The sequence below is a fragment of the Amycolatopsis taiwanensis DSM 45107 genome (assembly GCF_000519205.1).
GTDB classification, from domain to species: Bacteria; Actinomycetota; Actinomycetes; order Mycobacteriales; family Pseudonocardiaceae; genus Amycolatopsis_E; species Amycolatopsis_E taiwanensis.
This window is the reverse complement of record NZ_KI912598.1, coordinates 230,722-254,211: the sequence shown is the minus strand read 5'-3', so window position 1 is coordinate 254,211 and position 23,490 is coordinate 230,722. Positions and strand designations below refer to the sequence as shown.

The window sequence follows — 23,490 nt, the reverse complement described above, 5'->3', positions numbered from 1 at the left end:
GACCAGCACCAGCGACAGCACGACAAGCACCAGCGGCAGCGCGACCAGCACCGGCTACAGTTCGAAGCGGTAACCCATGCCGGGCTCGGTGATCAGGTGACGTGGGCGCGACGGCTCCCGCTCCAGTTTCCGGCGCAGTTGGGCCAGATAAACGCGTAGGTAGTGCGACTCGTTCTCGTAGGCCGGGCCCCACACGTCACGCAGCAACTGCCGTTGGGAGACCAGCCGGCCACGGTTGCGCACCAGCAGTTCGAGCACGCCCCATTCGGTCTTGGTCAGGTGCACGTCCTCGCCGTCCCGCCGGACCTTTCGCGCCGCGAGGTCGATCGTGACGTCCCCCGCCTCGACGACCGCCTGGTCACCGGCGCCCGAGACGGTGGACCGGCGCACGGCCGCGCGCAGCCGGGCCAGCAGCTCGTCCATGCCGAACGGCTTGGTCACGTAGTCGTCGGCGCCCACGTCGAGTGCCTTGACCTTGTCCGGCGAGTCACCACGCGCCGAGAGCACGATGATCGGCACGTTGGTCCAGCCGCGCAGCCCGGCGATCACCTCGTTGCCGTCCATGTCGGGCAGGCCAAGGTCCAGCACCACGATGTCGGGCTTGGTCTCCGCGGCCGCGCGCAGCGCCGCCGTGCCGTCGTGCGCGGTGACCACCCGGTAGCCCCGCGCGGACAGGTTGATCCGCAGCGCACGCACGATCTGCGGCTCGTCGTCCACCACGAGCACGGTGGCGCCACCCGTCACTGTTCCTCCGCGGGTAAGGCGCTGTGGTCACCTTGATTGCCGCGACTTCGCACGGTGGGTGTCATCGAGCCTCCTGCCATGGCACCGCGGTCGGCGCCTCGTACCTGCGCAGCGAAATCACCACGGTCAACCCGCCGCCGGGCGTGTCCTCGGCCCGGATCGTGCCGCCCATGGCCTCGGTGAAGCCCTTCGCCACGGACAGACCGAGGCCGACGCCCGGGGTCGAGTCACGGTCCCCGAGCCGTTGGAACGGCGCGAACGCGGACTCCGCCGCACCCTTCCGCAGTCCCGGACCATGATCTACCACCCGCAACTCGACGCGCTCGGCGTAAGTGCTTCCCCGCACCGACACCGGCTCGGTCCCCTTGCCGTGCCGGATCGCATTGTCGACCACGTTGGCCACCACCCGCTCCAGCAACCCAGGATCGGCGAGCACCGCCGGCAACCGCTCGTCCACGTCCACCACGACCGGGCCCATTCCATCCATATTGGACAGCGCGTGCGCGACGATCTCGTCGTAGCCGACGGGACGCATCAGCGGCCGGACGGCGCCGGTCGCCAGACGGGAGGAATCGAGCAGGTTGTCCACCAGAGCGGCCAGCCGGTCGGTCGATTCCTCCGCGGTGGCAAGGAGCTCCTCGGTGTCCTCCGGCGACAGCTCGATGTCCTGCGCCCGGAGGCTGCCGATCGCCGCCTTGATCGACGTCAGCGGGGTGCGCAGGTCGTGCCCGAGCGCGGAGAGGAGAGCGGTACGCAGTTCGCTGGCCTCCGCCTTGCGTTCCGCAGTTGCGGCCGCGGCGGCCATCCGCTGCTGGCGCAACGCCAGCAGCGCCTGGCCCGCGGCCGCTTCGAGCGCACGCCGGTCGGCGGCGGGCAACGCCCGGCCGCGCAGGGTCAGGTGCACGTCGGTGGTCACCGGCACGTCGACATCGGCCTCGTCCGGTTCGCGGCACGGGTTCCCGCCCACCTGCTCGACGCACTGCCAGCCGTCCTCCTGTTTTTCCAGCAGTGCCACCGAATCCAGCCCGAAGTTCTCCCGCACCTTCTCCAGCAGGCGCCGCAGTGGCGCGGTATGGGTCAGCACCGTGCGGGCGTAGGAGACCAGCAGGGAAGCCTCGGTGCGAGCCTGCGCCGCCTGCTTGGCGCGGTTGGCCGCGGTGTCCACGACCAGCGCCACCAGCACCCCCACGATCACCATCGCGAGCAGTGTGACGATGTTGTGCGGCGCATACACGTCTAGGCTGTAGAGCGGCTCGGTGAAGAAGAAGTTGAGCAGTCCGGCGGACAGCACCGACGCGACGATGGCCGGACCGAACCCACCGACCAGCGCGACGATGACCGTGGCGAGGAAGTAAGCGACTATGTCGGTGGAGTAGTCCAGTTGCTGGCGCAGTAGCGCGCCGAGCACGGTGACCAGGACGGGCACGATCACTGCCAGCGCCCAGCCGACCAGCACGCGCGACGGCGTCAGCGGGTTGCGCCTCTCGCGCGAGGACCGCAGCCGGCCACCGGCCTCGTCGTGCGTGACCATGTGCACGTCGATCGGGCCCGAACGCTGCACGACGGTCGCGCCGATGCCCTCGTCGAAGAGCCGGGCCAGCCGCGAACGCCGGGACGTGCCCAGCACCAGCTGGGTGGCGTTGACCCCGCGGGCGAAGTCGAGCAGCGCGCTCGGCACGTCGTCACCGACGACCGTGTGGAAGGTCGCGCCGAGGTCGTCGGCCAGCTTCCGGTACCGGCCCAGCTCGGCGGGGCCAAGGCCGGACAGGCCGTCCCCACGCAGGATGTGCAGCACCAGCAACTCGGCCCCGGCCCGGGTGGCGATCCGGCTGGCGCGGCGGATGATCGTCTCGCTCTCCGGGCCGCCGGTGATCGCCACCACGACCCGCTCCCGCGCCTCCCACGTGTCGGTGATCCGATGCTCGACGCGGTACCGCTGCAGGGCGACGTCGACCTGGTCGGCCAGCCACAGCAGCGCCAGTTCTCGCAGCGCCGTCAGGTTGCCGGGCCGGAAGTAGTTGCCCAGTGCCGCGTCGATCCGCTCCGCGGGGTAGACGTTGCCGTGCGCGAGCCGGCGACGCAGCGCTTCGGGCGTGATGTCGACCAGCTCGACCTGCTCGGCCTTGCGCACCACCTCGTCCGGCACGGTCTCCTGCTGCGTTACGCCGGTGATCTTCTCCACCACGTCGTTGAGGCTTTGCAGGTGCTGGATGTTCACAGTGGACAGCACATCGATCCCGGCGTCGAGCAACTCCAGCACGTCCTGCCACCGCTTCTCGTTGCGGGAACCGGGAATGTTGGTGTGTGCCAGCTCGTCCACCACGGCGACCTCGGGCTTGCGCGCGAGCACCGCGTCCACGTCCATCTCGGTGAACTCGTGCCCGCGGTACCTGCCGTGCCGCCGCGGCACGACCTCCAGGCCCGCCACCAACTCCGCCGTCTTCTTCCGGCCGTGTGGCTCGGCCAGGCCCACTACCAGGTCCGTGCCGCGTTCCAGCCGGCGCCGTGCCTCGCCCAGCATGGCGAAGGTCTTGCCGACCCCGGGCGCCGCACCGAGGTAGATCCGCAGCTCACCCCGCCGCGGCTTCCCAGCCTCCCGCTGCTCGTCCACGACTTCAGTGTGCCCCCGTCGCCCGGACGGCGTGCTTGATCGTCAGCGCCTTCACCTCGACAGCCTGCGCGTAGCACCCCGTACTCCCGACCGGCGTGACGGTGTCTTGACGACCCGGCTGACACTGTTAACGGTTCCTTAACGCAGTGGTGATGCACCACACACCTCTTACTCGGACGTTTCGGGCAGACACGCGGACCCGTTGAAGCGCCCCGAAATCAGGCGGAACCGAGGTTCAGCCCAGTAGGCCACTGGCCTGAATTTTCGCTGTGAAGCTCAGGTCCAGGGCACAACCGGGTGGCCGCGCGCGTTGGAACGATCAGGAAGGAGAGTTATTCAAAACGTGAGATCACCACGCTTGGTGACACAGCACAACGGTTCCTTGTGGGTGCTCCGCCCCCACACCCCCGACTGGGGGCAAGCCCCCAGACCCCCTTCACGTGGGCGGGGAGGCAGGCCGCCGGCGTGGCCAACCGGCAGCCGACGGCCATGGTCACGGCCTGGCTACCCGAACACGTTCTGAATAACACTGAAGGTGAGAAGGAATGACGACAGCGTTCACGCAGACCGCGTTCACCAACAGCCGGGACAACCCCCGTCTGCCCACCCTGCCGACCGGATGGCCCATCGGGTCGTACGAATCGTACGGGGAGGCCCAGCAAGCCGTCGCCCACTTGGCGGTCAACGACTTTCCCGTGTCGGACGTCACCATCGTCGGCGTCGAGCCGATGCTCGTCGAGCGGGTGTCCGGGAAGCTGAGCTGGGGCCGGGTGCTGGGCACCGCGGCGGCGTCGGGCGCCTGGTTCGGTCTGTTCGTCGGCCTGCTGTTGAGCATGTTCGGCACCGGAACCGCCGGCGTGCTGCCGATCCTGATCGGGCTGGTCTCCGGTATCGGTTTCAGCACGGTGTTCGCCGCCATCAGCTACAGCACCACACGCGGACGTCGTGACTTCATTTCCAGCAGCCAGCTGGTGGCTCGCCGATACGACGTGCTCAGCCAGCCCCGCAACGCCGAGCGCGGCCGTGAGCTGCTGGCCAACCTCGCCGCCAAGACGGCCATGGTGAACTGACCTCGTTCCTCAGGAGCCGCTGGACACACCGGTATCGACAGCCCCGCGCACAGTGCGGGGCTTTCGTCCGGCCCGCAACAACTGGCGCCAGCGACGCACGTCGTAGTGTGCTGGGCGGGTCTCGGTGAGGAACTCCCGCAGCACCGACAGGAAGCGCTGTGGCGCGGCGCGGAACGGGAAGTGACCTGCGCCCTCGAAGATCTCCAGCCGGCTGCCGGGCATCTCGCTGTGCGCCAGCACCGCGTGCGAGGTGGGCACGACGCGGTCACGCGTGCCCCAGACGAGCATGGTCGGGATGCCCTCGGCCAGATACGAGCGGTCCATCATGTTGACCACTTGCCCGCGCCAGTCCACCACCGCGCGCAGCGTGCGCAGGAACGCCTGCCGGCTCGGTGATTCCGCGAGCCGGGCGTACTTCGAGAGCACGTAGCCGACGTCCTTGCCGAACCCCATCCCGCCGGTCGCGGTCAGCATCCCGGCGAACCGCCGCAGCAGCAGGGGGACCGGCGGGACACTCAGCAACGGCAGCACCAGCTCGGTGCCGGGAGCCGCGGCCAGCCGCAGCAGCGGATGCACCGCCTGGCCGACCCCGCCCGTGCTGACCAGCACCAGCCGCTCGCACCGCTCCGGGAACTGGTAGGCGAACTGCATGGCCACGCCCCCGCCCAGGGAATGACCGACCACGCTGACCTGGTCCACGTCCAGGGTGGCCAGCAGGTCCCGCATGCCGCACGCGTAAGCGGCAACCGAGTAGTCCGCCCTCGGCTTGTCCGATCCGCCGTGCCCGAGCAGATCGGGCGCGATGACCGTGAAGTCACGGGCCAGTGACGCCAGCACATCCAGCCACGCCGACGAGTCGTCCCCGATGCCGTGGATGAACAGCACGGCCGGGCCCGAGCCGGCCATCCGGTAGGCGCGGCGATAGCCATGGATCATGCGGTATCGCAGGTCGAACGTATCCGGTCCGACGCTGGTCAGCGCGGGTTCCGAGGAACGCACGTTTTCAGGAAAGCATGTCGGCGTCGCGCGCGCTCACCATAGTTTTTCAACGGCGGCGTCAGCCGCTTGCTGTCGGGCCGTCCACTTGCACTCTGCAGCCGAATTCTCAGACGTCTTCTCGCGAGGACAGCGCCGACGTGGTGAATTGGACATTCATGAGGAGGCGATCCCGGAACGAAGGGGGTCTGGGGCCCCAGTCGGGGCCTGGGGGTTGCACCCACAGACAACACAGACGTCTGAGTTCCGCTACCCGCACCGCCACGCAAGCCACGTCACAACAGTTTCCGTGGTTTCGGCTGGCAGCGTGGGCAGAAGTAGGACGACCGGTTCATGAACGGTTCCCGGCGGATGGGGGTGCCGCACCGGCGGCAGGGGCGGTCTTCCCGGCCGTAGACGTTGAGCGAGCGTTCGAAGTAGCCGGATTGGCCGTTGACGTTCACGTACAGGGCGTCGAACGAGGTGCCCCCGGCTCGCAGCGCCTCGGCCATCACCTCCGTCGCGGCGCTCAGCACGGCCGTGCCCTGCGCTCGGGTCAGCCGCTCGGTCGGCCGGGCCCAGTGCAGGCGAGCGCGCCAGAGCGCCTCGTCGGCGTAGATGTTGCCGATGCCGGACACCAGCGTCTGGTCCAGCAGGGCGCGTTTGACCTCCGTGCGCCGCGACCGCAACGCGCGCACCGCGACCTCGGGATCGAAGGCGGGATCCATCGGGTCCCGGCCGATGTGCGCGATCGTCGACGGCAACAGCTCCCCGTCGGTGCCGACCAGATCCGCCAGCGCGAGCCCGCCGAACGTGCGCTGGTCGACGAACCGCAGCTCCGGACCGCCGTCGGCGAACCGGAAGCGGACCCGCAGGTGCTTCTCGTCGGGCGTGCCTTCCGGCTGGACGAGCAGTTGCCCGCTCATCCCGAGATGACCGAGGACCGCCTGTCGTTGGGTCAGTTCGAGCCAGAGGTACTTGCCCCGCCGGCGGGCGGCCTCGACCCGTTCCCCGCCCAGCCTGCCGGTGAAGTCGTCCGGGCCCGCCTCATGGCGGCGGATGGCCCGCGGGTGGAGCACTTCGACCTTCGCTATGACGCGGCCCGCCACGTGCGCCTGCAACCCGGCGCGCACCACCTCGACCTCGGGAAGTTCAGGCACCGCGCCAGCCTAGCGTGGGGGATACTCTTGACCAGAAAAGGAGGTGGTCGCGTGAGCGCCGCTCTCAAACACGAGGAACTCAGCGACAACGACGAGGCCACCAACGACTGGGCCGCCGTGCTGCGCACCTGGCAAGAGCTCGACTTGCCGGACGGCTGGAAAGCCGAGATCGCAGACGGGGGTATCAGGTTGGCACCGCCACCAAGCTGTCCGCACAACAGCATCGCGAACAGAGTGCACAAGGCACTGGTTCGCGGCCTGCCCGATGACTGGGGTATCTATCAGACGCTGGGGTTGGAGGTGTGTGGAGAGGAACGTCTCTACGTGCCCGACCTGCTGGTTGTCCCTGACGAAATAGTCGCGGAAAGCACAAAACGTGTGCTGTCCGCGCATGCCCTGCTTGCTGTCGAGATCACCTCGAAGGGGAACGCGGCTGCGGACCGGACGGCCAAGAGGGACGCCTACGCACGCGGCGGCGTCGACGTATATCTGCTGATCGACGGCTGGCATGAACCGTGGCCGCGCGTCACCGTCTACTCCGAGCCCGTCGACGGCGACTACCAGTACAGCGTCACGAAGCCCTTCGGCGAGACCATTCACGTTCCCAAGCCGATAGACCTGTCCCTGGACACGAGCCGGTTCCACTGAGCCCAGGCCCCCGTTCAGGGGTTGACGGCGAACTCGGTGAACTGGCCGCAGGAGCGGAATCCCAGGCGGCGGTAGACGGGTTCACCGTCGGCCGACGCCTGCAGGACCGCGATGCGGTGGTCCCGGGTACGGGCGGCGTGCAGGGCCGCGAGCGTGATGGCCCCGCCGTAGCCACGTCGGCGGTGGCTGGAGCGGGTCGAGATGTTGTAGATCCCGGCCACACCGGCGTGCTGAAAGACCTCGGCCGAGCACACTGGGCGGCCGGCCAGGTACCCGACCAGGTAACGGGCCGGGCAGTCCGCGGCCAACGCTTGTCCGGCGGCTCGGGCGAAGAAGCGGCGGACGGTGTCAGCCGGCGGGGTCCAGTTCGCGGCGAGAACCGCGGCGTAGTCGGCGAGCTGAGCGGGCGTGGTCACCGTCTGAATGTCCAGCCCGTCCACCGCGGGCAGCGGCAGAGTGTCCTCGAGCTCCGCCCACATGGCCGTCTCGTGTTCGGCGGCCGGCAGACCAGCGGACGAGAGGAGCGTGGCCAGATCCGACGGTGTCGAGGCGGGCCCCACCCACCACGAGAAGCGCCGAGAAGTCCCGGCCAGTTTCCGAACGGTCTCGTCAATGCGTGCCCGTGCGCTGACGGAGGTGAACCGGGCCGCGGCGACGATGTTGAACGTGTCGTCGTCGAGGCCACTGTCGGCGATCACCAGGTCATCGGTCTGCGCGACGGTCGCGCCCGCCAGGCCCCGGTGCAGGTGACACGCGTGCTCGGCCAGGTTCCGTTCCATCCTGGCCATCAGCTCGGCTTCCGGCCGGACCGGGCTCACGCCGATTGGCCCTGGCCCGCGGCGTCCTCGGTCTCGGGCTTCAGTTCGTCGGTCAAGATGCGCCAGGCGGCCTCGGCGGCCTTCTGCTCGGCTTCCTTCTTCGTCGTGCCCTCGCCGCGACCGAGATCGCGGCCACCGATGAGCACGGTGGCGGTGAACTCCTTGCGGTGGTCCGGCCCGGTGTCCTCGACCTTGTACTCGGGCACGCCGAGCCCGGCCGAGGCGGTCAGCTCCTGCAGGCTGGTCTTCCAGTCGAGTCCCGCGCCCCGCAGCGGCGCCTCGGCGAGCAAACCGTCGAACAGCCGGTGCACCAGCACGCGCCCGGCGTCGATCCCGTGCTCCAGGAAAACCGCGCCGATGATGGCCTCCAGGCCGTCGGCGAGGATGCTCGCCTTGTCCCGGCCGCCGGTGAGCTCCTCGCCCTTGCCCAGCAGCAGGTGCGCGCCGAGCCCGCCCGGACCCAGGCCACGGGCGACGCCCGCCAGCGCATGCATGTTGACGACGCTGGCCCGCAGCTTCGCGAGCTGCCCCTCGGGCAGCTCGGGGTGCGTGCGGTACAGGTGATCGGTGACGACGAGACCGAGCACGGCGTCACCGAGGAACTCGAGCCGCTCGTTCGGCGGCAGCCCGCCGTTTTCGTACGCGTACGAACGGTGGGTGAGCGCGAGCGTGAGCAGCTCGGCGTCCATGCTGACGCCGAGTGCTTCAAGCAATGGCGTTGGGTCGGCAGCCGGTCCCGGCTTCGACTTCCCCCCCATTTCGCTCAACGACCTCAGGCGGGTTCGACAACCTGGCGGCCGGCGTACTGGCCACAGGTCGGGCAGGCCACCTGCGGCGGCTTGAGCGCCCGGCAGGCCCGGTTGGAGCAGGGCACCAGCTGCACCGGGGTCGCCTTCCACTGGGCACGGCGGGAGCGCGTGTTCGCTCGCGACATCTTCCGCTTCGGGACGGCCACGACTAGATCTCCTCATCACGGTTCGCTCGCTGACGCGAGCCTGGTTTGCTTTGCGAGCCCGCGCTCGTCAAGCCTTCTCGCCCGGGGGCACTAAGTGGAATCGCCGAAACGTTCAACCAGTGCGGCCCACCGAGGGTCTATCGTCTCATGCCCGTGTCCGGGCTCGAGATCGGCCCACTTCCCGCCGCATTCCGGGCACAGCCCGCGGCAGTCCTCGTCGCACAGCGGCACCTGCGGAAGCGCCAGGACGATGGCGTCCCGCACGATCGGCTCGAGGTCGACCTTGTCGTCCACCAGGCGGCTGACCTCGTCTTCGTCGGTGGTGGCCTCGGTGGTCGAGTCCGGGTAGGCGAACAGCTCGGTCAGCTCGACCTCGACGCTGCCATCGATCGGATCCAGGCACCGGGAGCATTCGCCGACGGTCGGCGCCACGGCCGTGCCCGTGACCAGCACGCCCTCGACGACCGATTCGAGCAGCAGGTCGAGTTCGACCTCGGCACCCTCGGGAACGACGATCACGTCGGGTACCCCGAGCGCGCCGGAGAGCCCGACCATCCGGTGCAGCTGACGGCTCAACCCCGCGCGGCGGCCCAGTTCACGGGTGTCGACGACCCACAGATTTCTCTGATCAGACATTTCTCGTCGAGTCTACGCGCCCGTCACGACTGGAAGTCATAGAGCGTGCCGCGACCGGAGAGACCGGCCGGGCCGCGCAGGTGGTTGCGCCCCGAGTCGACCGCGCGCAGGGTTTTCGCCAACAGCTCCGAGAACTCGGCGAGCTTGCCGTCGACGTAGGCGTCGCATTCGGCGCGCTGGCGGTCGGCCTCGGCGTGCGCCTCGTCCAGGATCCGTGCCGACTCGGCATGCGCGGCCTGCACGACCTCGGTCTGGGAGACCAGCCGCGCCTGCTCGTGCCGGGCGTCCTCGACCGCCCGGTCGTAGGCATCCCGGCCGGCCTGGATCATCCGCTCGGACTCGGCCCGCGAGCGCTCGGTCAGACTGTGGTACTCGGCCTGCCCGGCGGTGATCACGCGGTCGGCCTCGGCCTGGGCCTCGGCGATGGTCTCCTGGGCGCGGGCGCGGGCCTCGGCGATCATGCGCTCGGCGTCCTCGGTGGCGTCGCCGATGGTGTTCTCGGCCTCGGCACGGGCGTTGGTGATCAGCTCGTCGCGCTTGTCGAGCACGTCCTGGGCGTCGTCGACCTCGCGGGGCAGCGCGTCCCGCACGTCGTCGAGGAGTTCCAGCATGTCTCCCCGCGGGACCACACAGCTGGACGTCATCGGCACCCCGCGTGCCTCTTCCACGATGGTCACGAGCTCGTCAAGAGCCTCGAAAACCCGGTACACGGCAACTCCCTAGGTGACCCTTCCCCACTGGTTGACACCAGTCTGCCCGCTCAGCGGGGAAAGACCACGCAGGGACCCAGGGTGTGTCTGCGCCGCGCAGCGCCTCCCTTGAGGGTGGTGGTGCGAGACAGGCGGGGGTGTCTGTCGCGCGGAGCGTGTCGGGGTGGGGTGTCCACCCCCTATCCGCGTTGCGGGAACTTGGCGCTCAGCCGCTGGAAGACGACGTCCGGCACCAGGTTCTTGACATCCCCGCCGTACTGGGCGATCTCCTTCACCAGGGAGCTGGACACGAAGCCGTAGGCCGGGTTGTTCGGCATCAGCAGGGTTTCCACCCCCGACAGCTCCCGGTTCATCTGCGCCATCTGCAACTCGTAGTCGAAGTCGCTGACCGAGCGCAGCCCCTTGGCGATCGCGACGACCCCGTGTTGGCGGCAGTAGTCGACGAGCAGTCCCTGCCAGGAGTCCACCCGCACGGTCGGCAGCTCCGCGGTGATCTCGTGGAGGATGTCGACCCGCTCCTCGATGGAAAACAGGCCCTTCTTGTTGGGATTGACCAGCACGGCCACGATGACCTCGTCGAACAGCTTCGCGGCCCGTTCGATGATGTCCAGATGACCGTTGGTCGCCGGGTCGTAGGAACCGGGGCACACCACCCGCCGCGGCTCGGCACCCTCACGCGATCGCATGGCGCGGACGGTACCAAGCATCACGTGCCGTGGCCCTGTGACGTGACGAACTCCGCCCAGAAGACCGCGGTGTCCCCGTGCCGCATGACGCGCAGCGGCTCGAAGCCGCCGGGCCAGTCGGGCTCGCCGTCCCGGCCGGCCCGCTCGATCACCACCAGACCGCGCTCGGCGATCCACCCGCTCGCGGCGAGTGCGGTGAGCATCACGCTGAGCCGCGCGGAGTCGTGTGCGTAGGGCGGATCGGCGAACACGACGTCGAAGGGCTCCTCGGGCCTTTCCTTCGCCAGCACCGTCTCCACGGCGCCGACCCGCACGCTGCCGCCCAGCCCCACGCCGGCGATGTTGGCCTTCAGCACCACCGCCGCCTTGCGGTCCACCTCCACGAAGAGCGCCTCGGCCGCGCCCCTGGACAGCGCCTCCAAGCCCAGCGCACCGGAACCCGCGTACAGGTCGAGTACGCGCGCATCCCGCAGCTCACCGCGTGATTCGAGCGCGCTGAACAGCGCTTCACGCACCCGGTCCGAGGTGGGGCGCGTGCCCTGCGAAGGCACCTTGAGCCGCCTTCCGCCGGCTGTTCCGGCGACGATCCTGGTCACCGGACCATCTTCCCGCAGCACCTCGGCACCGCACGCCGCCGTCCGGTACCGTGTCCAGACGCGTTCGGGGGTCGCCGACCCTGCGGCTTTCGGTTCGCCTTCTCAGGCGTAGAGTCGTTCTTCCTGTTGCCGGCGAGTGAGCTGTAGGAGCACTGCGTGTCGGAACCTCGGGTCAGACGGGCCGAGATCGCCATCGAGCAAAGCCACGTCGATCGCGTGTACACCCGTCTCGCCGAGCTTCGGGCGCAGGCCGAGGCAATGCGTACCAAGGGGTACGAGCTTGGGCACGGTGCGCAGACCGAAGCCGTGTTCGAGCAGGCGTCCATGCTGTTCGAGCGGGACATGATGGTGTTCCACGCCAACCAGACGCTGCAGACGCTGGACGCCGAGTACGAGGGACTGGTCTTCGGCCGCCTGGACCACACCAGCGGCGAGACCATCTACGTCGGCCGGCTGGGCATCCGCGACGCCGAGTTCGACAACCTCGTCACGGACTGGCGTGCACCGGCCGCCGCCGCCTTCTACCAGGCCACCGCCGAGGATCCGATGGAAGTGATCCGGCGGCGCGTGATCCGCTGCTCCGGCCAGTCCGTGCTCGACGTGGACGATGACGTGCTGATCGCCGACGCGGTCGGAGACGATATGCGGATCGTCGGCGAGGGCGCGCTGATGGCCGCGCTCGGCCGGTCGCGCGGCGAGAAGATGCGCGACATCGTCGCCACCATCCAGCGCGAACAGGACGAGGTCATCCGGGCCCCCTGGCGCGGGGTCACCGAGATCACCGGCGGACCGGGCACCGGCAAGACCGCGGTGGCCCTGCACCGCGCCGCCTATCTGCTCTACCGGTACCGGCGCCAGCTCGGCGGCGCCGGGGTGCTGGTGGTCGGCCCGTCCGGCGTGTTCACGAACTACATCTCGCGCGTGCTGCCCTCGATGGGCGAGACCAACGTCGAGCTACGCGCGCTGGGTGAGGTGCTCGACGGCGTGGTCGCCACCCGGCAGGACCCGGGGCCCCTGGCCGCGGTCAAGGGATCGCTGCGCATGCGGCGGGTGCTTCAGCGCGCGTTGCGCGAAACCCCGCCCGAGGCGCCGGACGAAATGCGCATCGTCTACCGGGGTGAGGTCCTCCGGCTGCACGCCAAGGAGCTGGAGAAGGTCCGCCGCAAGGTGCACACCCAGGGTGGGCCGCCGAACCGGTCCCGGGTGCGGGCGGCCGAGACGCTGCTGGAGGCGCTCGCCGACAAGGCGGAAGAGAACGCGCGCGCCGACGGCCGGTCGGCCGACCGCGAGGACCTGATCACCGAACTGGGTGAGCGGATCGACTTCCACCGGTTCCTCGTGGTGTGGTGGCCGGTGCTCTACCCCGGCGAGGTCCTGCGGTGGCTGGGCGATCCGGGGCGGCTGGGCCGGGCCGCCAAGGGGCTGCTGACCGCGGAGGAGGCCGGGCTGCTCGGTGCATCGCTGGCCGAGGAAGGCCGGGAGTACACCGTCGCGGACATCGCCCTGCTCGACGAGTTGCGCCTGCTGCTCGGCCCGCCGCCCAAGCGACGCCGCCGGAGCCAGCCGGTCGAGCTCGACGCCGCGCCACCCGCCCGCGGCCACGATGGCCGCGGACCGCACCGGCCCGAGCACTACGAGGAGTACTCGCACATCGTGGTGGACGAGTCGCAGGACCTCTCCCCGATGCAGTGGCGGATGATCGGCCGGCGGGGCAAGTACGCGAGCTGGACCGTGGTCGGCGACCCGGTGCAGAGTTCCTGGCCGTATCCCGAGGAGGCCACGCAGGCGCGGGACCAGGCGTTCGGATCGCGTACCCAGCACCGGCGCTACACCTTGCGCACCAACTACCGGAACTCGGCCGAGATCTTCGATCTCGCCGCTCGCGTCGTCGCCGGCCACGCCGAAGAAGGCGAGCTGCCCAGCGCGGTCCGTACCACGGGAATCGAGCCGGACGTGCGGATGGTCGAGCCGCCCGGCATGCCGGACGCGGTGCGGACGGCGACCAAGGAGCTGATGGACTCCGTCGAGGGCACGGTCGGCGTGATCTGCGCCATGGACCGGGTCGGCGAGGTGTCGTCCTGGCTGCAGGGCCGCGGCGACGAGCGGCTCAAGGTGGTCGGCAGCCTGGATTCGAAGGGCCTCGAGTACGACGCCGTGGTGCTCGTCGAGCCGACCGAGCTGATCACCGAGTCGACCACCGGCCGCCGGGTGCTCTACGTCGCCTTGACCCGGGCGACGCAGCAGCTCACCGTGCTCGCCTCCGACCGCGACTGGCTGTGAATGCGTGTCTTGCCAGGGTTATTCCACACGAGTGAGAAGCACGCATGACGACACACCACAACGCTGCACGTGGACCAGGAGGCGGGTCGCCATCGTGGTCAACCGGCAGCCGACGAAAAGAAGTCACCTACCCGAACACGTTCTGAATCACACTGCCCCGGAAGGAAAACAGGACCACCGGCGTTAAAGGGAATCATGAGTTCCCTGAGTGACGTTCGGCTGTCCGTGCTCGACCTGTCGCCGATTCCGAGCGGCAGCGACGCGAGTGCCGCGCTGCGCAACACGCTCGATCTGGCCCGGCACACCGAACGGCTGGGGTACCACCGGTTCTGGGTCGCCGAGCATCACAACATGCCCGGAATCGCGAGCTCCGCCACGGCCGTGCTGATCGGCCATGTGGCCGATGCGACGGAGAAGATCCGGGTCGGCTCGGGCGGGATCATGCTGCCCAACCACGCGCCGCTGATCGTCGCCGAACAGTTCGGCATGCTGGAGGCGTTCCACCCGGGCCGGATCGACCTGGGCATCGGCCGCGCGCCCGGCACCGACCAGCGCACCGCGCTCGCCGTGCGTGGCTCGATGGCGGCGTTGCGGGCCGACGACTTTCCGCAGCAGCTCACGGAGCTGATGAACTACTTCGAGCCGGACGACGACCGCGCGGTCAACGCGATTCCGGCGGTCGGGCACAAGCCGCCGTTCTGGCTGCTCGGGTCGAGCGGTTTCAGCGCGCAACTGGCCGGGGCGCTGGGGCTGCCGTTCGCCTTCGCGCACCATTTCAGCGCGCGGAACACGGTGCCCGCGGCCCGGCTGTATCGCGAGTCCTTCCGCCCGTCGGAGACCCTCTCGGAGCCCTACCTCATGCTCGGCGTCGCGGTGGTGGCCGCGGAGACCGACGAGCGCGCGCAATGGCTGGCCGCGCCGAGCGGGCTGAGTTTCCTGAGCCTGCGGCGCAACCGCCCGATCCCGTTGCCCACGCCGGAGGAAGCGGCCGAGTACCCGTACACCGAACTGGAACGCGCCGCGATCGCCGAGCGGTTGAGCGGCACCATCGTCGGCGCACCGGAAACCGTCCGGAAGGGCATGGAAAAGCTGCTCTCCGACACCGGCGCCGACGAGCTGATGGTCACCACCATGGTGCACGGCCACGCCGATCGGCTGCGCTCCTACGATCTGGTGGCCGAGCTGGCGCCAAGCGGCGCGAGTCCCACACTCCCGTAGCGCGTGTCCCACACTCCCGTCCCGCGAGTTCTACCTTCCGGGAGACCGGTACGTGGGACACGCACGACCGGTACGTGGGACACGCACGACGGGAGTGTGGGACCCACACGACGGGAACGTGGGACCCACACGACGGGAACGTGGGACACGCACGACGGGAACGTGGGACACGCACGACGGGAACGTGGGACACGCACGACGGGAATGGGGGACTCGCGCGACGGGCGCCGGGCTAGGAGAGCAGGGCGGTGCGGGTGGATGGCATGCCGCTGGAGCCGAATTCGCCGGGCTTGACCGCGAGGATCTGGTTCACACCGATCGAGCCGCTTTCGAACGCCAGTGCCGAAGCCGCCATGTACAGCCGCCACACCCGCGCCCGCCCGGGACCACTCAGGCGCACCGCCTTGGCCCAGTTGGCGTCCAGATTGCCGACCCAGGCCCGGAGCGTGCGCCCGTAGTGCTCACGCAGCGACTCGACATCGCGCACCTCGAAACCGGCGTCCTCGATCGCCCCGGACATGACGCTGACCGGTTCCAGCTCGCCGTCGGGAAACACGTAACGCGAGATGAATGACGTGTTGTCCGGACGCGGCGGCACCAGCGGGTGGCGCGAGATGGCGTGGTTCAGCAGCCGGCCCTCGGGCCGCAGGAGCCGGAACAACGCGCCCGCGTAGGTCGGCAGCATGGCGGCGCCGACGTGCTCGGCCATGCCGATGCTGGCGATGGCGTCGAACGGCCCGTCCGCCACCTCCCGGTAGTCCTGGACCCGGATCTCCACCCGGTCCGACAGGCCCTCCTCGGCGACCCGCTTGCGCGCGAACTCGGCCTGGGCGCGGGAAAGCGTGATGCCGATCGCCCGCGCGCCGTACTCACGCGCCGCGTGGATGACGAAGGTGCCCCAGCCGCATCCGACGTCGAGCACCCGCATGCCCTCGGTGAGGCCGAGCTTCCGGGCCACCAGGTCGACCTTCGCGGTCTGGGCCTCCTCGAGCGTTTCGACGTCCTCACCCCACAGGGCACAGGAGTAGGTCATCGACGGGCCGAGCACGAGCGCATAGAAGTCGTTGCCGACGTCGTAATGGTGGCTGATCGCCCGGGCGTCGCGGGCACGTGAATGGATGCGCCCGGTGAGCTTGATCTCCTCGGCCGGCGGTTTCGGCGGCAGCCCGATCGCGCCCAGCCGCACCGCGGTGCGCGCGATCTCGCGCCTGGCCGCCCAGTCGAGGTCGGACCGCAGCGCTCCACCGGCCAGCAGCCGGTGGAGCCCGCTGAGCGCGTCCACGAAATCGCCCTCGACGTCGATCTCCCCGGCGACGTACGCCCGGGCCAGGCCCAGCTCGTTGGGTGCCCAGGCCAGCCGGCGCAGGACACGGCGATGCCGCAGGGTGAGCCGGATGTGTGCGTCGGGCGGGCCACTCACGCTCCCATCCCAGCAACGCAACCTGATCGGAAGTTCTTCGCCAAGCGCTGTGGAAACCAGATCGGCCAACGCGCCCGCGACCCCTCGCGTGCTGATCACATGGTCAATTCAAACACGGCCGGCCCGTTCCCGCCCGCCCCTGAAGTGTCGCTGTGGCAACACTTTCAGGGGGTAGCCGGACATTCTGTGTCATTCAAGACACTCGATCGGCGAACACCATCTCTCACTCCAAAACGATGAGCAGGTCCCCACCCTCGATCTGCTGCACCGAGTTGATGGCCAAGCGGGCGACCTTGCCGGCCACCGGCGCGGTGATGGCGGCCTCCATCTTCATCGCCTCGATGGTCGCGACGGTCCCGCCCGCCGCCACCTGGTCGCCCTCGGACACCGAAAGCGTCACCACCCCGGCGAACGGCGCGGCGATGTGCTTCGGGTTGGCCTTGTCCGCCTTCTCCGCCGCGGGCAGATCCGCGGCGACCGAGCGGTCCCGCACCTGGATCGGCCGCAACTGGCCGTTCAGCGTGGCCATGACCGTGCGCATGCCGCGCTCGTCCGCCGGGCCGATCGCCTCCAGCTCGATCAGCAGCCGCACGCCCGGCTCCAGGTCGACCGAGTATTCCTCGCCCGGCCGCAGCCCGTAGAAGAAGTCCTTGCTGGGCAGCACGCTGGTGTCGCCGTAGGCCTGCCGGTGCTGCTCGAACTCCCTCGCCGGCCCCGGGAACAGCAGCCGGTTGAGCGCGGCGCGGCGGTCGGTGGCCAGCGCCTGGTGGTCTTCGGCGGACAGCTCGGCAACGGACGGGCGCTCGGCGCGGCCCTGCAGCGCCTTGCTACGGAACGGCTCCGGCCAGCCGCCGGGCGGGTCGCCCAGTTCGCCGCGCAGGAAGCCGATCACCGAGTCCGGGATGTCGTACCGGTTCGGCTCCGCCTCGAACTTCTCCGGCGAGACACCCGCACCGACCAGGTGCAGCGCGAGGTCACCGACCACTTTGGACGATGGCGTCACCTTGACCAGGTGACCCAGCATCTTGTCGGCGGCGGCGTACATCGCCTCGATTTCCTCGAACCGGTCGCCCAGCCCGAGCGCCCGCGCCTGCGTGCGCAGGTTCGACAGCTGGCCGCCCGGGATCTCGTGGTCGTACACCCGGCCGGTCGGCGCGGCGAGCCCGGCCTCGAACGGCGCGTAGATCTTGCGCACGATCTCCCAGTACGGTTCGAGGTCGCCGATGGCGTGCAGGTTCAGGCCGGTCGGCCGCTCCGAGTGATCGGTGGCGGCGACGATGGCCGACAACGACGGCTGTGACGTCGTACCCGACATCGACGCCACCGCGCCGTCCACCGCGTCCGCGCCCGCCTGGATGGCGGACAGGTACGTGGCCAGCTGACCGCCCGCCGTGTCGTGCGTGTGGATGTGCACCGGCAGGTCGAACTCCTTGCGCAGCGCGGAAACCAGCTTCGCCGCGGCCGGCGCCCGCAGCAGGCCCGCCATGTCCTTGACGGCCAGCACGTGCGCGCCCGCGCCCACGATCTGCTCGGCCAGCTTCAGGTAGTAGTCCAACGTGTACAGCTTCTCCGCCGGATCGGAGAGGTCGGAGGTGTAGCACAGGGCCACCTCCGCGACGGCCGTGCCGGTTTCCCGCACCGCGTCGATGGCCGGCCGCATCTGCTCGACATCGTTGAGCGCGTCGAAGATGCGGAAGATGTCGATGCCCGTGGCGGTGGCCTCCTCGACGAAGGCGCTGGTCACCTCGGTCGGGTACGGGGTGTAGCCCACCGTGTTTCGCCCGCGCAGGAGCATCTGCAGGCAGATGTTGGGCACCGCCGCGCGCAGCCTGGCCAGCCGGTCCCACGGATCCTCGGCGAGGAAGCGCAGCGCGACGTCGTAGGTGGCGCCGCCCCAGCACTCCAGCGACAGCAGCTCCGGCGTGGTGTGTGCCATGACCGGGGCCACGGCGAGCAGGTCCTTGCTGCGGACCCGGGTGGCGAGCAGGGACTGGTGCGCGTCACGGAACGTCGTGTCCGTCACGCCGATGGTCGGCGACTCCCGCAGCCAGCGGGCGAAACCCTCCGGGCCGAGTTCGACGAGCTTCTGTTTCGACCCCGCCGGCGGCTCGCTGTGGTTGTTGGGCACGGGGGGCAGCTTCACCTCGGGATCGAGCAGCCGGGGCCGCTCCCCGTTCGGCTTGTTCACCGTCACGTCGGCGAGATAGGTCAGCAGCCGGGTGCCCCGGTCCGCCGAGCTGCGGGCGGTGAGCAGGTGCGGCCGCTGCTCGATGAACGATGTGGTGACCCGGCCGGCCCGGAAGTCGGGATCGTCCAGCACGGCTTGCAGGAACGGGATGTTCGTGGCCACCCCGCGGATGCGGAACTCCGCTACCGCCCGCCGCGCCCGGCCCACCGCGGTGGAGAAGTTCCGGCCGCGGCAGGTGAGCTTGACCAGCATCGAATCGAAGTGGGCACTGATCTCGGTGCCGGAGAACGTGGTGCCGCCGTCGAGTCGGATGCCGGAACCGCCGGGCGAGCGGTAGGCGCTGATCATGCCGGTGTCCGGGCGGAAGCCGTTGGCCGGGTCCTCGGTGGTGATCCGGCACTGCAGCGCGGCGCCGCGCAGGTAGATCTTGTCCTGGGACAGCCCGAGATCCTCGAGCGTCTCCCCCGCCGCGATCCGCAGCTGCGACTGCACCAGGTCCACGTCGGTGACCTCCTCGGTCACCGTGTGCTCCACCTGGATGCGCGGGTTCATCTCGATGAACACGTGGTTGCCCTCGCGGTCGAGCAGGAACTCGACCGTGCCGGCGTTGCGGTAGCCGATCTTGCGCGCGAACGCGACCGCGTCGCCGCAGATGCGCTCCCGGAGCTCCGGGTCGAGGTTGGGTGCGGGCGCCAACTCGATCACCTTCTGGTGCCGCCGCTGCACCGAGCAGTCCCGCTCGAACAAGTGGATCACGTTGCCCGCGCCGTCGGCGAGAATCTGCACCTCGATATGACGCGGGTCGACGACCGCCTTCTCCAGGAAAACCGTCGAGTCACCGAAGGCCGACTCGGCCTCCCGCGCGGCGGCCTCGATCGACTCACGCAGCGTCGCGGGGTCATCGACGCGGCGCATCCCGCGGCCACCTCCCCCGGCGACCGCCTTGACGAACACCGGGAACCCGATCTCGTCCGCCGCGGCGACAAGTTCGTCGACGTCCTGCGACGGCGCCGAGGAACCCAGCACCGGGACGCCGGCCTCCCGGGCGGCCGCGACCGCGCGCGCCTTGTTCCCGGTCAGCTCGAGGATTCCGGCACTCGGGCCGACGAAGGTGATCCCGGCTTCCTCGCAGGCCATGGCGAGGTCCGGGTTCTCGGACAGGAAGCCGTAACCCGGGTACACCGCGTCCGCACCGGCCCGGCGCGCGGCGCGGATGATCTCGTCGACCGAGAGGTACGCGCGCACCGGATGGCCCTGCACGCCGATCTGGTACGCCTCGTCGGCCTTGAGGCGATGCAGCGAGTTGCGGTCCTCGTAGGGGAACACCGCCACGGTTCCCGCGCCCAGCTCGTAGGCGGCGCGGAACGCGCGGATGGCGATTTCGCCCCGGTTAGCGACGAGTACTTTGCGGAACATGCCCGGTCCTTCCTGACGCGACGGATCGGTAGGTATGTGACGTTACCGCGTCGTTCGCGCCCACCGGGAGCTGAACCGAGCGTGACGGATCTAACCACCTTGTCCGGAAAAGTCTTTTACCTGCAGGTAGGCGAGGCCGGCGAACGCCACGACGATCATTCCGTCGACGACGTGCGCCGGCCCATGTGGTCCGAGGCACCCGCGACAACGGGAACGCGACACCTACCGCGCAGATCAGCCCGGAGATCCACATCGGCACCGAGCGGGTCCTGGCCAGCCCGATCCCGATGCCTAGCAGGGCGAGCGGAAACAGCGGGGCGGACCCCGATACGCAGGGACGTGCCCGACCCGAACCGAGAACTCACGCACCTGAACCCGGAACACACGCGCCTGAACCCGGAACACACGCACCTGAACCGGGCACACACGCGCCTGAACCGGGGACACGCCGGGGCTCGGCGTGTCCCCGGTTGGGGAGGGCGAGTTCCGGGTTGGGGAGGGCGAGTTCCGGGTTCCGGCGGGCGAGTTCCGGGTTGGGGCGGGCGAGTTCCGGGTTGGGGCGGGCGAGTTCCGGGATCGGTAGGGCGGGTGGGTTCGTGACGTCAGCTACACGACGTTCGACTCCAGGCCGGAGGCCGACAACACGGCCGACGAATCCTGGCGCGTCCAGTGCATCGGCTCCTCGAACAGGCCGCGCGCGCTGAGCGTGGCACCCCCCGATGGCGCCGTAGACCAACACCAGGAGCAGGAGACCGGAATACACCGGCATCCGGGAACGCAGGCGGTCAAGGACACCGATGAGCCCGGTCGTCGGAGAAGACGAGGGAAATCACGATCAGCGCGGCGGCGGTCGCGCCGTAGCTTCCGTGGGGCGGCCAGAAGAACGTGGACAGCGCGAACAGCACGGGCCCGATCACCAGGCACGCGCCCTGGAGTCTCGGTAGGAAGGTGGCGCTCATGGCGAAAAGCTAGGCCGCCACGACCGTTTTCACCCTCGGGCAAGCCACCGTTTCCCGGTCGGGCCGGCGTTACTTCACCCTCGGGCAAGCCACCGGTTCCCGGTCGGGCCGGCGCTACGTCTTTTCGAGGTACTCGGCGCTGTCGGAGTCGACGACGGCGGAGACCAGGTGCGCCAGGCCGAGATGGTTGCCCAGCGCCGGGTCGTCGGCGACGATCTCCTGTGCCCGCGCACGGGCCTCGGCGATGACGTCCTCGTCACGCAGCAGGGAGAGCAGCTTGAGGCCAGATCGCTTGCCGGACTGGGCCGAGCCGAGGATGTCGCCTTCCCGGCGCAGCTCCAGGTCCAAACGGGACAGCTCGAAACCGTCCGTAGTGGACTCCACCGCGGCCAGCCGGTCCCGGGCCGAGGTGCCGTCGAGTGCCTCGGTGACCAGTAGACACAGGCCCGCCACGTCGCCCCGGCCGACCCGGCCGCGCAACTGGTGCAACTGGCTCACGCCGAACCGCTCCGCGTCCATGATGACCATCGCGGTCGCGTTCGGGACGTTCACGCCGACCTCGATCACCGTCGTCGCGACCAGCACGTCGAGCCGGCCGGCCGTGAATTCCCGCATCACGGCGTCCTTCTCGTCGCTGGGCATCCGCCCGTGCAACACCCCCAGCCGGAGCCGGGACAACGGCCCGTTCTCCAGTTCGGCCGCCACGTCCAGCACGGCCAGCGCGGGTCGCTTGTCACCGCCGTTGTTCGCCGGGGGCTCGTCGCCGACGCGTGGACACACCACGTACGCCTGGTGCCCCCGGGAGACCTCCTCGACGACCCGCTGCCACACCCGGTCCAGCCACGCGGGTTTCTCCGCGACCGGCACCACGGTGGTGCCGATCGGCGAGCGCCCCACCGGCATCTCGCGCAGCGACGACGTTTCCAGGTCGCCGTACACGGTCATCGCCACCGTGCGGGGAATCGGCGTGGCCGTCATGACCAGCACGTGCGGGCTGGTGAAGTCGGCACCCCGGGAACGCAGCGCGTCCCGCTGCTCGACGCCGAACCGGTGCTGCTCGTCGACGACCACGAAGCCGAGGTCGGCGAAGGACACCGAATCCTGGATGAGCGCGTGCGTCCCGACCACGATCCCGGCGGCCCCGCTGGCCGCGTCCAGCAGCGCCTGCTTCCGCTCCTTCGCGGACATGGACCCGGTGAGCAGGGTCACCTTCGTCGCCTGCTCGGCGGCGCCGAGTTCCCCGGCCGCGCCCAGCTCGCCGAGCATCTCGCGCAGCGAACGGGCGTGCTGCGCCGCCAGCACCTCGGTGGGCGCGAGCATCGCGCACTGCCGCCCCGCGTCCACAACCTGCAACATGGCGCGCAGCGCCACGATGGTCTTGCCACTACCGACCTCGCCCTGGAGCAGCCGGTTCATCGGGTGCTCGCCGGAGAGGTCCACCGCGATCTTCTCCCCCACTTCGCGCTGGCCCGCGGTGAGCTCGAACGGCAGCCGCTCATCGAAGGCATCACGGATACCGCCCGGTTTGCGCGGGCACGCGCGCGCGGGCCGCGACACCGCCGAATACCGGCGCTGCGCGAAGATCAGCTGCACCGCCATCGCCTCGTCCCACTTGAGCCGGTGCTGCGCCGTCGCCAACACGGCCCGATCCACCGGGCGATGCACGGTGTGCAAGGCGTCGAACAGCTCCATCAGCCCGTACCGTGCCAGCAGCTCCGCGGGCATCGGGTCCTCTTCGCGCTCCAACGTGCCCAGGACCTGTCGCACGCAGTTCGCGATCACCCAGGACGGCAGCCCGGAAGCCGCGGGATAGACCGGGATGAGCGCGCCGACGAAATCGTCCATGGCGACCGCGTCGTCGCCGTCGAGCATCTGGTATTCCGGCTGCGCCAGCTGCAACGTCTTCCGGAAGGCGTTGACCTTGCCGGCGAACAGGCCCGTCCGGCCGACCCGCAGTTCCCGCTCCCGCTTGAAGTTCTGTCCGAAGAACGCGCAGGAAAGCCGCCGGTGGCCATCGGTGATGACCATTTCCGTGAGATAGCCGGGCTTGTTGCGCATGCGGCGCTTCTCGACCCGTTCGATCCGGGCCAGCACGGTGGCGTGCTCACCGATTTCCAGCCCGGCGATGTCGGTCAGCTCACCGCGTTCGGCATACCGGCGCGGGTAATGGCGCAGCAACTCGGCGACCGTGGTGATGTTGAACGCCTCAGCCAGCGCGGCAGCCGTCTTCTTGCCCAACACGGGAACCAGTTGGTCGGCCAGGACAGTCATGCTCGTCCTTTCGCGATTTTGCGCGCGACCGCGATCGCGTCGACAGGGCGCTGCACATGATGTCCAATCGCGTTTTCGATGCGGGCGCCCCGCCGCCGCGATAAGGGGGTCTGGGGGCTTGCCCCCAGC

The 23,490-nt window shown here is 69.6% G+C and carries 19 protein-coding genes; 4 read left to right on the top strand and 15 right to left on the bottom strand.

Translation table 11 applies throughout. From position 1 onward, the window contains the following. Window positions 1-54: 54 nt before the first annotated feature. Together A3CU_RS0135975 and A3CU_RS48410 are read right to left on the bottom strand one after the other, a co-directional pair. The gene (locus A3CU_RS0135975) at window positions 55-744 is read right to left on the bottom strand and encodes a response regulator (protein ID WP_043843702.1); all 690 of its coding nucleotides are present in this window, start codon (window positions 742-744) and stop codon (window positions 55-57) included. 61 nt (window positions 745-805) lie between these two features. Continuing rightward, window positions 806-3,355 carry a sensor histidine kinase gene (locus A3CU_RS48410; protein ID WP_043843700.1) on the bottom strand — a complete coding sequence of 850 codons (2,550 nt, stop codon included), beginning with the start codon at window positions 3,353-3,355 and terminating at the stop codon, window positions 806-808. Window positions 3,356-3,900: 545 nt separating this feature from the next. On the opposite strand from A3CU_RS48410, the gene A3CU_RS0135965 reads away from it, so the two are divergent. Next, window positions 3,901-4,425 (top strand): YflT domain-containing protein, encoded by a 525-nt coding sequence (locus A3CU_RS0135965; protein ID WP_027946306.1) that lies wholly within the window; start codon window positions 3,901-3,903, stop codon window positions 4,423-4,425. A gap of 9 nt (window positions 4,426-4,434) precedes the next feature. Here A3CU_RS0135965 and A3CU_RS0135960 read toward each other — a convergent pair whose 3' ends face one another. Continuing rightward, complete coding sequence (locus tag A3CU_RS0135960; RefSeq protein WP_027946305.1) at window positions 4,435-5,424, bottom strand: alpha/beta fold hydrolase; 990 nt, start codon at window positions 5,422-5,424, stop codon at window positions 4,435-4,437. Between the two features lie 272 nt (window positions 5,425-5,696). After that, the gene (mutM, locus tag A3CU_RS0135955; protein ID WP_027946304.1) at window positions 5,697-6,560 is read right to left on the bottom strand and encodes a bifunctional DNA-formamidopyrimidine glycosylase/DNA-(apurinic or apyrimidinic site) lyase; all 864 of its coding nucleotides are present in this window, start codon (window positions 6,558-6,560) and stop codon (window positions 5,697-5,699) included. A 51-nt stretch (window positions 6,561-6,611) separates the two neighbouring features. Here mutM and A3CU_RS0135950 point away from each other — a divergent pair, with 51 nt between their 5' ends. Continuing rightward, window positions 6,612-7,208: a Uma2 family endonuclease gene (locus A3CU_RS0135950; RefSeq protein ID WP_027946303.1), complete on the top strand. Its 597-nt coding sequence runs from the start codon at window positions 6,612-6,614 to the stop codon at window positions 7,206-7,208. Window positions 7,209-7,222: 14 nt separating this feature from the next. On the opposite strand, the gene A3CU_RS0135945 is transcribed toward A3CU_RS0135950, so the two are convergent. The 7 genes from A3CU_RS0135945 to rsmD form a co-directional block, all read right to left on the bottom strand. After that, window positions 7,223-8,026 carry a GNAT family N-acetyltransferase gene (locus A3CU_RS0135945; RefSeq protein ID WP_245617488.1) on the bottom strand — a complete coding sequence of 268 codons (804 nt, stop codon included), beginning with the start codon at window positions 8,024-8,026 and terminating at the stop codon, window positions 7,223-7,225. Next, window positions 8,023-8,784 carry a ribonuclease III gene (rnc, locus tag A3CU_RS0135940; protein ID WP_084144130.1) on the bottom strand — a complete coding sequence of 254 codons (762 nt, stop codon included), beginning with the start codon at window positions 8,782-8,784 and terminating at the stop codon, window positions 8,023-8,025. Before rnc ends, A3CU_RS0135945 begins: the two co-directional genes overlap by 4 nt. A gap of 14 nt (window positions 8,785-8,798) precedes the next feature. Further along, window positions 8,799-8,981, bottom strand: a complete 183-nt coding sequence (gene rpmF, locus A3CU_RS0135935) for a 50S ribosomal protein L32 (protein WP_027946300.1) — start codon at window positions 8,979-8,981, stop codon at window positions 8,799-8,801. 90 nt (window positions 8,982-9,071) lie between these two features. After that, a complete protein-coding gene (locus A3CU_RS0135930; RefSeq protein WP_027946299.1) occupies window positions 9,072-9,617 on the bottom strand; it encodes a YceD family protein in 546 nt (181 codons plus the stop codon). 23 nt (window positions 9,618-9,640) lie between these two features. Further along, window positions 9,641-10,327 (bottom strand): SPFH domain-containing protein, encoded by a 687-nt coding sequence (locus A3CU_RS0135925; RefSeq protein WP_027946298.1) that lies wholly within the window; start codon window positions 10,325-10,327, stop codon window positions 9,641-9,643. Window positions 10,328-10,506: 179 nt separating this feature from the next. Beyond that, entirely contained in the window at window positions 10,507-11,013 is a 507-nt protein-coding gene (gene coaD, locus A3CU_RS0135920; RefSeq protein ID WP_027946297.1) for a pantetheine-phosphate adenylyltransferase, read from the bottom strand. Window positions 11,014-11,033: 20 nt separating this feature from the next. After that, entirely contained in the window at window positions 11,034-11,609 is a 576-nt protein-coding gene (gene rsmD / locus A3CU_RS0135915; RefSeq protein ID WP_027946296.1) for a 16S rRNA (guanine(966)-N(2))-methyltransferase RsmD, read from the bottom strand. 156 nt (window positions 11,610-11,765) lie between these two features. On the opposite strand from rsmD, the gene A3CU_RS0135910 reads away from it, so the two are divergent. Continuing rightward, the gene (locus tag A3CU_RS0135910) at window positions 11,766-13,889 is read left to right on the top strand and encodes a HelD family protein (RefSeq protein ID WP_027946295.1); all 2,124 of its coding nucleotides are present in this window, start codon (window positions 11,766-11,768) and stop codon (window positions 13,887-13,889) included. Window positions 13,890-14,084: 195 nt separating this feature from the next. Continuing rightward, window positions 14,085-15,107, top strand: coding sequence for an LLM class flavin-dependent oxidoreductase (locus tag A3CU_RS0135905; RefSeq protein WP_027946294.1), 1,023 nt, complete (start codon window positions 14,085-14,087; stop codon window positions 15,105-15,107). Between the two features lie 232 nt (window positions 15,108-15,339). Here the strand turns inward: A3CU_RS0135905 and A3CU_RS0135900 are convergent, their stop codons facing one another. The 4 genes from A3CU_RS0135900 to recG form a co-directional block, all read right to left on the bottom strand. Beyond that, window positions 15,340-16,626 carry a class I SAM-dependent methyltransferase gene (locus A3CU_RS0135900; RefSeq protein ID WP_027946293.1) on the bottom strand — a complete coding sequence of 429 codons (1,287 nt, stop codon included), beginning with the start codon at window positions 16,624-16,626 and terminating at the stop codon, window positions 15,340-15,342. Between the two features lie 124 nt (window positions 16,627-16,750). Beyond that, window positions 16,751-20,131: a pyruvate carboxylase gene (locus A3CU_RS0135895; protein ID WP_027946292.1), complete on the bottom strand. Its 3,381-nt coding sequence runs from the start codon at window positions 20,129-20,131 to the stop codon at window positions 16,751-16,753. A 785-nt stretch (window positions 20,132-20,916) separates the two neighbouring features. After that, a complete protein-coding gene (locus A3CU_RS53095) occupies window positions 20,917-21,090 on the bottom strand; it encodes a hypothetical protein (RefSeq protein ID WP_156960732.1) in 174 nt (57 codons plus the stop codon). A 114-nt stretch (window positions 21,091-21,204) separates the two neighbouring features. After that, window positions 21,205-23,361, bottom strand: a complete 2,157-nt coding sequence (gene recG, locus A3CU_RS0135880; RefSeq protein WP_027946291.1) for an ATP-dependent DNA helicase RecG — start codon at window positions 23,359-23,361, stop codon at window positions 21,205-21,207. Window positions 23,362-23,490 lie beyond the last annotated feature (129 nt).

Bases quoted from the DNA above. Each gene is read 5' to 3' on its own strand.
- A3CU_RS53095 (WP_156960732.1), bottom strand. From the start codon at position 21,090: ATGAGCGCCACCTTCCTACCGAGACTCCAGGGCGCGTGCCTGGTGATC.
- A3CU_RS0135930 (WP_027946299.1), bottom strand. From the start codon at position 9,617: ATGTCTGATCAGAGAAATCTGTGGGTCGTCGACACCCGTGAACTGGGC.
- rnc (WP_084144130.1), bottom strand. From the start codon at position 8,784: ATGGGGGGGAAGTCGAAGCCGGGACCGGCTGCCGACCCAACGCCATTG.
- A3CU_RS0135905 (WP_027946294.1), top strand. From the start codon at position 14,085: ATGAGTTCCCTGAGTGACGTTCGGCTGTCCGTGCTCGACCTGTCGCCG.
- A3CU_RS0135965 (WP_027946306.1), top strand. From the start codon at position 3,901: ATGACGACAGCGTTCACGCAGACCGCGTTCACCAACAGCCGGGACAAC.
- A3CU_RS0135895 (WP_027946292.1), bottom strand. From the start codon at position 20,131: ATGTTCCGCAAAGTACTCGTCGCTAACCGGGGCGAAATCGCCATCCGC.
- coaD (WP_027946297.1), bottom strand. From the start codon at position 11,013: ATGCGATCGCGTGAGGGTGCCGAGCCGCGGCGGGTGGTGTGCCCCGGT.
- recG (WP_027946291.1), bottom strand. From the start codon at position 23,361: ATGACTGTCCTGGCCGACCAACTGGTTCCCGTGTTGGGCAAGAAGACG.